Here is a 12,767-nt window from a genome sequence, read left to right as displayed (position 1 = left end):
TGCAGCGTCCCTGCACGGCCCACCCGCCCCGCCAACCCCATGAACGGCTTTACACGACCCGCCACGAGGGGCTCAGCCGTTGGCCGAATCCAGTAAAATCGCCCGCATGAACGCCCCCACCTTCCCCTACGACACCGCGCGCCTGAGCGAACTGGCCCAGCTGCTGATCGACAACGTCCGCGAACTGGCCCGCGCCGGCTGGACCCCGGCCACCAGCAGCAACTTCTCCCACCGCCTGGACGATCGCCACGCCGCGATCACGGTGTCCGGCAAGGACAAGGGCCACCTGATCGAGGACGACATCATGGTGGTGGACTTCGACGGCCAGGCCGTCGGCCGTCCGCTGCGCCCGTCCGCCGAGACCCTGCTGCACACCCAGTTGTACCGCCGCTTCCCGGAGGTCGGCTGCGTGCTGCATACGCACTCTCCGGTGCAGACCATCGCCTCGCGCCTGTACGCGCCGCAGGGTCATATCCGCCTGGAAGGCTACGAGCTGTTGAAGGCCTTCGCTGGCAACAGCACCCATGAAATGGCCATCGATGTGCCGGTATTCGCCAACACCCAGGACATGAACGTGCTGTCGAAGCAGGTCGATGACCTGCTCGACCGGCAGAACCTGTGGGGCTATCTGATCGATGGCCACGGCCTGTACGCCTGGGGCCGCGACATGGCCGAGGCACGCCGTCACCTCGAAGCCTTCGAATTCCTGTTCCACTGCGAGCTCGAACTGCGCAAGCTGCGCGGCTGAACCGGCGCGCAGGTGCAGATGCCGATCCGGAATCTGCATCCTGCGCCCACCCTGCTACCCTGTCTTCCCCCCGAGACGTTCAAGCTGCCGCCATGAGCCGACTGCGCATCTACGACGACACCCGCCCCGAATCGCCGCTGCTGGACACCCAGGACGGCGCGGTCATCGCTGCCGAGCTGCAGAAGATCGGCGTCACCTTCGAACGCTGGCAGGCCACCGCGCCGGTCGCACCGGGCGCCAGCCAGGAGGAAGTGTTCGCCGCGTACCGCGCCGACATCGACCGCCTGGTGGCCGAGCGCGGTTTCAAGAGCGTGGACGTGGCCTCGATCGCCCCGGACAACCCGAACCGCGCCGAGCTTCGGAAAAAGTTCCTCGACGAGCACTTCCACAAGGAAGACGAGGTGCGCTTCTTCGTCGCCGGCTCCGGCCTGTTCACCCTGCACGTGGGTGACAAGGTCTATGAGATCGAGTGCGTGAAGGACGACCTGATCGCCGTGCCCGATGGCACCACCCACTGGTTCGACATGGGCGAGGAACCCAGCTTCGTGGCGATCCGCTTCTTCACCGAGCCGGACGGCTGGGTCGGTCATTTCACCGGCACCGACATCGCGCAGAAGTTCCCTCGTTACGTACCCACCCAGGCGTCCTGATCCATGCAAGCCCGCGTCATCCTGACTGACATCGAAGGCACCACCAGCAGCATCTCGTTCGTCAAGAACGTGCTGTTCCCCTATGCGCGCAAGGCGTTGCCCGCGTTTGTCGCCGAGCATGGCCAGCAGCCGGACGTCCGCCGCTGGCTGGACGCGGTGGCTACCGAGATCGGCGGTGCCTGCCAGGACAGCCTGGTGGCCGAGACGCTGCAGGGCTGGATCGACCAGGACCGCAAGCACACCGCACTGAAGGCACTGCAGGGACTGATCTGGGACGAAGGCTACCGCCGTGGCGACTACACCGCGCACTTCTACCCGGAAGTAGCGCCGGTGCTGAAGGGCTGGCACGCCTCCGGGCTGCCGCTGTACGTGTACTCCTCCGGCTCGGTGCCGGCGCAGAAGCTGTTCTTCGGCTTCAGCGATGCCGGGGACCTCAGCCCGCTGGTGTCGGGCTGGTTCGACACCGAAGTCGGCGGCAAGCGCGAGGCCGACAGCTACCGCCGCATCGTGCAGGCCATCGGCGTACCGGCCGGCGAGATCCTGTTCCTGTCCGATGTGGTGGAAGAACTGGATGCCGCCCGCGAAGCCGGGCTGCAGACCCGCCTGATCGATCGCCTGGATGATTACCCGATGCCGCGTACCGGGCAGGCCGCCAACGGCCACGAACGGGTCGAGAATTTCCAGCAGATCCAGCTGTAAGCAAGAAAAAGGGGACGGAGGGGATTAAGTCGTTTGTGGCACACATGGGCCACAAACGACTTAATCCCCTCCGTCCCCTTTTTTGCTCAACGGTCGTTGAGGGTCTTCACCTTCAGCGCTTCGCGCAGGGTAACCAGATCCACCGGGCCGCGCACCGCGATATCGCGGGTTTCACCCGGCAGCAGGTCCAGCAGGTTGTCTTCGACCTGCACATCCAGCGCGCCGAAGTCGATCCACGCCGCGCGCACATACGCCGCGCTTTCCAGCCGCAGACGATAGTGGTCCCCTTCGATGGACAACGTGGCCTTGAGTTTCTGCCGCGGCAACACCTGGTCCTTGGCTTCAACGAAACCGACCACCTGCCGCGCACTCACGTTGCCGTCCTGCAGCAACTCGAACACCGCCACCGTACGCATCGGGTCGGCACCGGCCAGCAGCTCTGCATCGCTGAAATCGCCCATCGGGGTGACACCCGCCGCCGCCAACGTCACCGTTTCCTCGCGACGACGCAGCACCTTCCCCTCCACGTCCATCACCCGCAGACGCCAGCGCGCTTCCAGTGAGGCGCCATCATTGATCAGGCGCACCCGCGTGCTGCCCTCATCGCGCAGCGCTGCCACCGTCACTGGCGCGAAGAAACGCCGCGCGGCGAAGTGCAGCGCCTTCCAGCGGCCGAAATAGTCCACGCTGGACCAGGAGGCGCCGGGCCAGACATCGTTAAGCTGCCAGTACAGCGAACCCATTGTGTATGGCCGCGAGGCGCGATGATGCAGCGCCGCCAGTGCGATGCCATCGGCCTGCATCACCTGGCTGAGGTAGACGAAGTCCTCGAAGTCCTTCGGCGTGCCGTAGCCCAGTTCGATGTAGTGCAGCAGGCGGCTGTTGCCCTCGCCCGCCATGAATTTCTGGTGCGCGCGGATCACCGGGCTGTCGATGCGCTGCTCGGCGCGGGTGGCGATCTGGTCCACCGTCGCCACCGACGGCCACGCTTGCAGCCCGTACTCGGACATGAAGCGCGGCGTCTCACGCAGGTAGGCCTGCACCGGCAGCGCCGGATTGCCCCAGACCTGCCAGTAGTGCTTGTCGCCACGCGTTGAATCGTTGGCCTTCTCGTCAAGGTCGTTGCTGGGCGAGCTGGACCAGTACGGCACGCCCAGCCCCTCCTCGCCCACAACCTGGCGCAGGTCGTTGCCGAACAGGTCGACGTAGCCCTGCCAGACCTTCGCCGCAAATGCCGGGTCGGCCGCCTTCAGGTCGCGGCCGTGGCCCCAGTCCTTCCAGGCGGTTTCTTCCTCGTTGTTGCCACACCACAGCACGATGCTGGGGTGATGGCGCAGACGACGTACGTTGTCGCGTGCTTCGGCCACCACGTTGGCACGAAACGCCGGATCGTAGCCCGGCTGCATGCCGCCGCCGAACATGAAGTCCTGCCATACCAGCAGGCCCAGTTCGTCGGCGATGTCGAAGAACGCGTCCTCCTCGTAGTAGCCGCCGCCCCAGTTGCGCAGCATGTTCATGTTGGCGTCGCGCGCGGCCGTCAGCACCTGGCGCAGGCGTGCGGTATCGACGCGCGCGGGGAAGGCATCGAACGGAATGACGTTCGCGCCCTTGGCGAAGATCTCCACGCCGTTGATGACGAAGGCAAAGCCCTGCCCGCCCTTGCGGTCTTCCTCGCGGCGCAGTTCGACCGTGCGCAGGCCGATGCGCTGTTCGCGCGCCAGCTCCGGCGTGCCACCTTGGTCCAGGCGGGCCTGCACCATGTAGCGGTCCTGCGCACCGTGGCCGACTGGCCACCAGCGCCGCGGATCGGCCAGTTCAACCGGAACCTCGATGCTGTTCTGGCCGGGCTTCAGCAGCACCGTGCGCTGCACCTGGGCCACGTTGCGGCCCTGCGGATCGCGCACATCCACATTCACCACGGCCGAGCCCGCCGCCGCGCCCTGCTCCACCTGCAGCAGCACGGCCAGTTTCGCCTGCTCCGCTCTCAATGCATCCGTGCGCACCGCAAGATCGGTCAGGCGGTGCGCGTCCCAAGCCTGCAGATCGATTCCGCGCCAGACGCCGGCGGTGACATAGCGCGGACCCCAGTCCCAGCCGAAGTGGTAGGCCGGCTTGCGCGCGAAGTTGCCGACCATCGCGTCCTTCGGCTCATCGCCATACGGCGACGGGTAGTTGCCAGCGATCTTGTGCGGCATTGCCTGCACGCCCGGCAGCAGGGTGCGGATCGGCGAACGGAACACGATCTGCAGTTCATTGTCCCTGGCCCGCAGGCGCCCATTCACGCGCGCGCGCCAGGTCCGGTGCGCGTTGTCCGCACGCAGCAGCGGCTTGCCGTTGAGGCTGACGTCGGCGTAGGTATCCAGACCGTCGAAGCGCAGCTCGGCATTGGGCTTGGCCAGCGTCGCCGCATCCACGTCGAAGCGGCCGCGGTACTCCCAGGCGGCCAGGCCGATCCACTGCAGTTCGGCCTCGGGCGCACCGACATACGGATCACGGATCAGTCCGTGAGCCAGCAGGTCGGTGTGCACGCTGCCCGGCACCGTCGCCGCCCGCCATTGCTGCAGACCTGGGTGAGCGGCGCCCTGCGCGTCGCCGGGCAGCATACGGAACTCCCACTGTGCCTGCAGCGGCGTGGCAGCGATCGGGAAGGCGGACGCCGCGATCAGCAGCAGGAGCAGGCGGACAACGAGGGGAAGGCGATGCACGGGATGCTCCTGTTATTCCGCCGGGCTTGGCCCGGCGCTACCTGCAAGTCCAGTTCACGGCAGCGCCGGGCCATGCCCGGCGCGCCAGCCTCAACGCACCACGTTCAACACTTCGTAGCACGCACCCATGGTGTGGTAATCCACCTTGCCGGCCGGGCTCTTCTCGTCGCTGTACTTGCGATTGTCGGCATCGAGGATGCGGAACCAGGCGCCGTACCGGTGATCGACGAAGTGTTCCCACGAATACGCCCAGATACGCTCATACCACTGCCAATAGCGGTCGTCGCCGGTACGCTTGGCCATCAGTGCGGCGGTCGCCAGCGTTTCGGCCTGCACCCAGAAATACTTGTCGTCGTCGCAGACGAAACTGTCGCCACCGATCGGGGCGCCATCCATGCCCGGCTGCCGGCGCGACTCCGGCGCGAAACCGTAGTACAGGCCACCCCGCGCCTCGTCCCAGCTGCGCGCCACGGCCACGTCGAACAGGTGCTGCGCGGTCGGCACCAGCCAATCGGCCTGCACATGGCGGTCCAGGATCAACAGCAGCTTGGCCCATTCGGTCTGGTGGCCCGGCTGGAAGCCCCACGGGCGGAACAGGTGCTTGGGGTCGTCCAGGTTGTAATCCCAGTCGATCTCCCAGTTGGAATCGTAGTGCTCCCACACCAGGCCACCGGCCTTGGCGGCCTGGCGACGGGTCATGTTGTCGGCCAGCTGAAGCGCGCGCTCCACATAGCGCTGTTCGCCGCTGGCCTCGAAGGCGGCCAGCATCGCCTCGCACATGTGCATGTTGGCGTTCTGGCCACGGTAGCCGGTGAAGTTCCACTGCCCATCGGCTTCGTCCTTGTAGAGGCCGTGCTGCGGCTCCCAGAAGCGCGCTTCCAGCAGCTGCCAGGTCTCGTCCATCCATGCGCGGGCCTGTTCGAGACCGGCCTTCAGTGCGCAGCTGTAGGCCAGCAGCACGAACGCCACGCCGTAGCAGTGGTTCATGTCATCCTCGACCTTGCCATCACGCAGGGTCCAGGCGTAACCGCCGGTGGCCGGGTTGCGGTGCACCTCGCGCAGGTAGCGCACGCCGTGCTCGACCGCCTCACGGTACTCGGCGTTGCCGAATTCGCGGTAGGCCATCGCATAGTTGAAGACGAAACGCGTGCTGCTCACCAGATGGCGATGGTTGGCGTCGTAGATGCTGCCGTCGTCACGGAAGTAGTGGAAGAAGCCACCGTTCGGGTCGATGCAGCGCGGGTGGTAGAACGCCATCGTGTCGGCGATATGCGCGCGCAGGAACGCGGGCGAACGGAAATCGGGCGAGGTGCTCATGCGGTAATGTCCTGGGCCTGCAGCAGCTGCTGCACTTCATCGAGCGAGGGCATCGCGGCGAACGCGCCCTTGCGGGTAACAGCCAGCGCGCCGACCGCGGCGCCGAAGCGCAGCGTGGCGGTGATCGCCTCCGGGTCCTGGCAGAAGGCGGCAAAACCGGCACCGGCTCCGCCGCGCTCCAGCAAGCCGACCAGCACGCCGCCGACGAAGGCATCACCGGCCGCGGTGGTATCGACGGCAGCCACGCGGAAGCTGGTGACCGTGCCGTGGTTGTCGCGCGTGTACCAGTGCAGCGTGGCCGCACCGTCGGTGACGATCACCCAGCGCGCGCGCGCAGCGAGCAGGCGCCGCAGTACCGCTGCCTCGCCATCGGTACCCAGCGGCGCGGCCAGGTAGTCCAGCTCCTCGCGCGACAGCTTGACCAGGTCGGCGCGTTCCAGCGCCTGCCACAGGCGCGGTGTCGGGTCCTCGTTCGCCGGCCACAGCGCGGGACGCAGATTGAGGTCGAGGCTGACCGTCGCACCGGCGGCGCGAGCACGGGCCATGCCGGCGAAGGTGGCCTCGGCGATGGCCGGCTCGGTCAGGCTGTTGGAGCAGACGTGGAAGCACTGCGCGCTGTCGAAGCACGCGGCCTGGAAGTCGCTGTCACGGAACAGCAGGTCGGCTGCCGGCGGGCGATAGAAGCTGAAGCTGCGTTCGCCGCTGGCATCCAGTGCGACGAAGGCCAGTGCGGTCTTGGCCGCGTCGGTACGCACGATGTAATCCGTGCCAACGCCTTGCGAGACCAGGCTGTCGGCCAGGAAGTCACCGAACATGTCGCGGCCGAGCATGCCGACGAACTGGGTCTTCGCACCCAGCCGGGCGGCCGCAACGGCAACGTTGGCCGGTGCACCACCGGCGTACTGCAGGAAGGCGCGCGGGGTGTCGGCCGAGGCCGGCGGCTGCGCCAGTAGATCGATCAAAATTTCGCCGAAGCAAACGATGGCACCCATTCCGGACTCAGCCTCCCTGCGTTGCGGAGGCCGGCGTACGCGCGCCGACCAGTCCGTAGAAAATGATGTAGCCGTAGCACAGCAGCGGCAGGATGAAGCTGGCCTGCACACCGATGTGGTCGGCCAGGACGCCCTGCAGGTACGGCACCACGGCACCGCCGACGATGGCCATGATCAGCAGGCTGGAGCCCTTGTTGGTCAGCGGCCCCAGGCGCTCGATGCTCAGCGCGAAGATGGTCGGGAACATGATCGAGTTGAACAGGCCGATCGCCACCACCGAGTACAGCGCGATGTTGCCGGAGCTCAGCATGGTCGTGACCAGCAGCGCCACGTTGACCAGCGCGAAGATCGCCAGCAGGCGGCTGGGCGAGAAGCGCGCCAGCAGCGCGGAGCCGGCGAAGCGGCCGATCATCGCCATCGTCCAGTAGGCCGACACGTAGTGCGTGGCTTCCTGTTCGCTGAAGCCACCGATGTTGGGCATCGACAGGTAGTTGACCAGGAAGCTGCCGATCGACACCTCAGCGCCGACGTAGAAGAAGATGCCCAGCACGCCCAGCAGCAGGTGGCGCTTGCGCAGCGCGTCCAGGTAGCTGTGGTGGTGGCCCTGGTCGGCCTGCTCGGTGGCGTCGCTCAGCGCCGGCAGGCGGAACAGGAACACGAACAGCGCCAGCAGCACCAGCGCCACGGCCAGGCCCACGTACGGTCCCTGCACGGCCTGCGCCTCGGCGGCACGGTAGGCCAGCTGCTCGGCGGCCGGCAGCGCCGCGATGTCGTCAGCGCTCTTGACTGTGTTGGACAGGATCAGCATGCCGCCGAAAATCGGGGCGATGGCCGTGCCCAGCGAGTTCAGCGCCTGCGCCAGGGTCAGGCGGCTGGAACTGGTCTGTTCCGGGCCCAGCAACGCAACGTACGGGTTGGCGGCGACCTGCAGCACGGTAATGCCCGTGGCCAGCACGAACAACGCACCGAGGAAGGCGCCGTAAACGCGCAGCTCGGCCGCCGGCCAGAAGCCCAGCGCGCCAATGCCGGCGATCACCAGGCCAGCCACGATGCCCTTCTTGTAGCCCAGCGCCGCCACCAGGCGGCCCGCCGGCAGCGACATCAGGAAGTAAGTACCGAAGAAGGTGAACTGCACCAGCATCGCCTTGGCGTAGTTCAGTTCGAACACCGCCTTCAGGTGCGGGATCAGGATGTCATTGAGGCAGGTCAGGAAGCCCCACATGAAGAAGATCGTGGTGACGACAGCCAACGCCTTGCCGTTGGTGACGGCGGGTGCGTTGCCCGAAGAACCCGATGGACGGGGCGTTGCGGAGATCGGCATGCGGTACGCGCCTCGATGCGCGGAAGGTCGTTGTTGCGTGGAAGGGGTATATGGAAGAAATCAGTTCGGTCGTGCGGCGCTGCTTTCGCGGATGCGCAGCTGCACCGGCGCGACCGTGCGCCGTGGTGGCGCGTCCGGTTCGTCCAGCCGCTGCAGCAGCAGCGCGGCAGCCTGGCGGCCACGCTCGCGCGGGTCGGCGGTGAGCGTGGTCAATGGCGGCACCGCGACCGACGCCTCGGAAATATCGTCGAAGCCGGTCACGGCAAAATCACCGCCCGGACGGATACCGCGCGAGTTCAAGCCCAGCATCAGGCCCAGCGCGACGGTGTCGTTGTAGCAGACCGCTGCACTCGGGCGATGGCCGTCGGCAAACAACTCATCGGTACGCGCCGCGGCTTCCAGGCGGTTCGGCGCCGACTCGATCATCCAACCCGGCGGCAGTGACAGGCCCGCTTCGGCCAGCGCCTGCTGGAAACCGGCGCGGCGCTGGTGGCACGAGCTCGATGCAGCATGGCCGCCGAAGAAGGCAATCTGGCGGTGGCCGCGCTCGATCAGGTGGCGCGTGGCCAGATAGGCGCCGTGCTGGTTGTCCAGGGTCAGGAAGTCCCAGTCAGCCCCGGCCAGTTCGCGGTTGAACAGCAGCACGTTGGCATTGGCACCCAGTGCCTGCCGCAGCTGTGCGGTATCGCTGCCCTCGGCCGGCGACAGGATCAGGCCGGCCGGGGTGTGTTCCATCAGCGTGGACAGCACCGCCTGCTGGCGCTCCGGCGATTCACCGGTACTGCCCAGCAGGGTCACGTAGCCGCGCCCGCCCAACGCCTCGTCCACGCCGGAGGCAAATTCGGCGAAGAACGGGTTGGACAGATCGTTGATCACCAACGCGATGCTTGACGACGTACGACGACGCAGGTTGGCCGCCGCGCGGTTGTAGACATAACGCTGTCGGCGCAGTTCGGCCTCGACCTTGGCCCGGGTATCGACATTGACCAGCGGGCTGCCACGCAGCACCAGCGACACGGTTGCCCGTGACACGCCGATCGCGCGCGCGATGTCGGTCACCGTCACCGCCTTGCCGGCGCGCTTGCTGGGACTGTTGCCGTTGTCGTTCATCGTCTTCCCGGACTCCGCTGGAGGCTCAAGCCTAATGGATCAGGGCCGTGTCGTGCCGTGCCGTTCGCTGGGTCAGCGCGAACGGCACAGTCCGGCTCAGCGCAGCTGGCTGCCCGGTGCCGCGCACCAGGACACCGGTAGGTCCTTCACTGCGGTGCCCCAGCCCTGCTCCGGCGCCTTCGCGTCGAGCGCGAACTGCAGGCGCGGGCCCTGCTGCAGCTGGTTCCAGTCCAGCCAAACCGGCGCATGCGGCTGGCCGTCGACCCGCACACCCTGCACGTACTGCAGGCGGCGGCCATCGGCACCCGGCGCGTCGATGCGCAGGGTCCGGCCATTGCCCATGTCCACTTCGACCTTGCTGAAGCGCGGCGTGTGCAGCAGGAACTGGCCGCTGCCCGGCACCGCCGGGTACACGCCGATGGCGCTGAACAGGTACCAGGCCGACATCGTGCCGAGGTCATCGTTGCCGGTCACGCCATTGGGGGCATTGGTGAACAACTGCTGCGCGGCACGCACCACGGCGGCGGTCTTCCACGGCTGGCCGATCAGCGTGTACAGCCACGGCGAGTGCAGGTCCGGCTCGTTGTTGGGGTTGTAGCGGAACTGGTTGTAGTAGCTGTACGGCCCGACCACCCACGCCTTGCGGGCGGCATTGAGCGGATCGGCCTGCAGCGCGTCCATCGCGAAGAATGCATCCAGGCGGCGACCGGCCTGTTCGCGGCCGTCCATCGCTTCGACCAGGCCCGGCACGTCCTGCTGCGCCAGCCACTGGTACTGCCACGCCGTGCCCTCATGGAAACCGTGGTGCGAACGCGGACTGTAGTGGCCATCGGCCGGCGTGTACCACTGGCCATCTTCGGTGCGCGGGCGCGGGAAGCCGGTGAAACCCGTCTCGGCATCGCGCACCTGCGGGTCCCACACCTTGCGCCAGTTGCGGCCACGCTCACGGAGTGTCGCCGCATCCTGCGCATGGCCCAGGCCATCGGCCATCTGCGAGAGCGCGCAGTCGGCCAGCGCATATTCCAGCGTGGCCGAACCACCATGGTGCGGATCGACATCCATGCCCTTGGACGGGAACGCGCGGTCGTAGGCCACATAGCCCTTGTCCAGGTAGGTCGGGTTGCCGGAGCGTCCGGCCATGCGCGAGTTCAGTGGTGGCGTGCCGAAGGCATTGCGGCGCAGTGCATCCCAGGCTTGCGATTCACGGCCCTTGAGCGCGCCGAAGCGCCACAGGTCGACCATGAACGGCGTGACCGGATCGCCGGTCATGATGTTGGTCTCGAAGTTGGCATAGCCCCAGCGCGGCAGCCAACCGACCTGTTCGTCGATCGCCAGCAGGGTACGGCCGATGTCGCGCGCTACGTCCGGGCGGGTCAGCGCCAGCCACTGGTTCTGCGCGCGATAGGTATCCCACAGCGAGAAGTACTCGTAGTAGGTCCAGCCATCGGCACGGTGGATGCCATCGTCATAGCCGCGGTAGCGGCCATCGGCGTCGTTGCCGGTCATCGGCTGCAGCAGCGCGTGGTAGACCGCGCTGTAGAACACGGTGCGGTCATCGGCGGTGCCGCCCTGCACGCGCACCCGGCCCAACTGCTCACGCCAGGCCTGCTGGGACAGCGCGCGCATGCGGTCGAAGCCGAGCAGCGCCCCATTCTGCATGCCTTCTGCGCGCAGGTTGGTGCGCGCGCCTTCGGCGTCCACATGCGAGATCGCGCTGACCGCCGTCACCGACTGGCCCTTGGCCAGGTCGAAACTGAGCCAGGCGCCGTTGGGCTTCTGCTCGCCTTCCATGCTGTGGCGCGCGCCCGGCAGGCCACCGCCCTCACCCCAGGTGCCATGCGCCTTGAAGGGACGGTCGAACTCGATGCGGAACCAGGTGGTGTACTGGTGGCCACCACAGAAGCTCTTGGTGACCAGCTTGCCTTCCACCACACGATCGCCGACCACATCGACCACGCTGCCGATCACCGAATGGCGCTCGTTGGCTTGGCCGACATTGACGAGGACGTGGCCATCGCCGCTGCGCTGGCTGAAGGTGTAGCGCTCGGCCGCGGCACGGGTACGTGCGGTCGCCTCGGCATCGATGCCGCCGTAGCTGGTCAGGCGCACCTTGTAGTAGCCGGCCTGGCCGACCTCGCCATCGTGGGTGTAAGCCGAGGCATAGGCCTTGTGGTCGAACTGCTTGGCATTGCCGGTATCGAAATCGCCACCCGGACCGATCGAGCCGGTCACCGGCAGCACCGACACCTGGCCGCCCTGTTCCCAGCAACCCGCGCCGGACAGGAAGGAGTGGCCGAACCCGCGGATCTTCTGGTCGTCATAGCGCCAGCCCGAGTAGTGGCTGCCGATCGGACTGACCTGTATCAGGCCGAACGGTGCCGACGCACCCGGGAACGTGTTGCCGTCGTCCTTGCTGCCGATGAAGGTGTTGACCTCGCGCTCCAGCGCTGCCGGGGCAGCCTGCAGCAGCACCGGCACTGACGACAGCGCGAGCAGGCAGGCCAGGCGCACCAGCGGGTGCGAGGACAATGGGACGGCGGGAGCGGACGGCACTGGGCGCATGTCGGGTTCCTGTAGTCGATGACGCGGAGGCAGACGGCCGGGGGCGTTCGGCACCGTTCCGCTGAGCCCTGCCCTGACCTGCAGAGAGCTCCCCCTGGAATGACGCCCGACCCACCAGACCGTGAATTTAGATCGATTCAAGTAGAGCATGCAGGTTCGGCCGAATGCATTCTGCGGCGCAGCATGAGAGGGGGTGTTCCGCAGGGCTGCGCCCTGCACCTGCTACGAGCTGGAGCAACAGCAACAGCAACAGCAGAAGCCAGTTTCCTGCGGGGAGTCGGGGTGGGTCCGGTTGCGGGGGACGCTGCAAGTACGTCCATGTAAGCTCGGTCGCCGCATCCATGCGGCTCACGCCCCCGCAACCGGACCCACCCCGCCTTCGACAGATTCCCGCGATCTGCAACGAATCTCTGACGGATAACGAAATCGATCCGGGGTCAGATCCGTTTTCCAGAGGAAAACGGATCTGACCCCATGCCGTTCCCAGGACCCATCCCACCGTCACCAGGAAACTGTCAAAGGTGGGGCGGTGTGGGCTGGCAGGACCGTTGGCGCCATGGATGGCACCATCGAGCCCCCAGGGGTGAGGGCGCTTTGCTTGCGAAGCACTGCTTCGCAAGCGCCCGAACGCCCAGCCGCCAGCGGCTGGGCCGGACCGCGGAG

The 12,767-nt window shown here is 67.0% G+C and carries 9 protein-coding genes; 3 read left to right on the top strand and 6 right to left on the bottom strand.

Annotation, left to right across the window (positions count from 1 at the left end; genetic code table 11):
* The first annotated feature begins 106 nt into the window (after positions 1 to 106).
* From ACZ75I_RS08850 to mtnC, 3 genes are all read left to right on the top strand, one after another.
* Positions 107 to 748, top strand: a complete 642-nt coding sequence (locus ACZ75I_RS08850) for a methylthioribulose 1-phosphate dehydratase (protein ID WP_472958991.1) — start codon at positions 107 to 109, stop codon at positions 746 to 748.
* Between the two features lie 92 nt (positions 749 to 840).
* On the top strand, positions 841 to 1,398 hold the full coding sequence (locus ACZ75I_RS08845) for a 1,2-dihydroxy-3-keto-5-methylthiopentene dioxygenase (protein ID WP_021204389.1): 558 nt from the start codon (positions 841 to 843) through the stop codon (positions 1,396 to 1,398).
* A gap of 3 nt (positions 1,399 to 1,401) precedes the next feature.
* Positions 1,402 to 2,097: an acireductone synthase gene (gene mtnC, locus ACZ75I_RS08840; protein WP_061479251.1), complete on the top strand. Its 696-nt coding sequence runs from the start codon at positions 1,402 to 1,404 to the stop codon at positions 2,095 to 2,097.
* 86 nt (positions 2,098 to 2,183) lie between these two features.
* Here the strand turns inward: mtnC and ACZ75I_RS08835 are convergent, their stop codons facing one another.
* The 6 genes from ACZ75I_RS08835 to ACZ75I_RS08810 all read right to left on the bottom strand — a co-directional run bounded on the left by ACZ75I_RS08835 (position 2,184) and on the right by ACZ75I_RS08810 (position 12,104).
* Positions 2,184 to 4,802, bottom strand: coding sequence for a beta-mannosidase (locus ACZ75I_RS08835; protein ID WP_472958990.1), 2,619 nt, complete (start codon positions 4,800 to 4,802; stop codon positions 2,184 to 2,186).
* Positions 4,803 to 4,892: 90 nt separating this feature from the next.
* Complete coding sequence (locus ACZ75I_RS08830) at positions 4,893 to 6,119, bottom strand: AGE family epimerase/isomerase (protein ID WP_134968971.1); 1,227 nt, start codon at positions 6,117 to 6,119, stop codon at positions 4,893 to 4,895.
* A complete protein-coding gene (locus ACZ75I_RS08825) occupies positions 6,116 to 7,111 on the bottom strand; it encodes a carbohydrate kinase family protein (protein ID WP_180870840.1) in 996 nt (331 codons plus the stop codon). Before ACZ75I_RS08825 ends, ACZ75I_RS08830 begins: the two co-directional genes overlap by 4 nt.
* A gap of 7 nt (positions 7,112 to 7,118) precedes the next feature.
* Positions 7,119 to 8,432, bottom strand: coding sequence for an L-fucose:H+ symporter permease (gene fucP, locus ACZ75I_RS08820; protein WP_005416346.1), 1,314 nt, complete (start codon positions 8,430 to 8,432; stop codon positions 7,119 to 7,121).
* Positions 8,433 to 8,492: 60 nt separating this feature from the next.
* Positions 8,493 to 9,542: a LacI family DNA-binding transcriptional regulator gene (locus ACZ75I_RS08815; protein WP_061479246.1), complete on the bottom strand. Its 1,050-nt coding sequence runs from the start codon at positions 9,540 to 9,542 to the stop codon at positions 8,493 to 8,495.
* A gap of 96 nt (positions 9,543 to 9,638) precedes the next feature.
* Positions 9,639 to 12,104, bottom strand: coding sequence for a GH92 family glycosyl hydrolase (locus tag ACZ75I_RS08810; protein WP_180870842.1), 2,466 nt, complete (start codon positions 12,102 to 12,104; stop codon positions 9,639 to 9,641).
* Positions 12,105 to 12,767 lie beyond the last annotated feature (663 nt).

Source organism: Stenotrophomonas sp. X (genome assembly GCF_055721025.1).
This window is presented reverse-complemented; position numbering and strand designations above follow the sequence as displayed.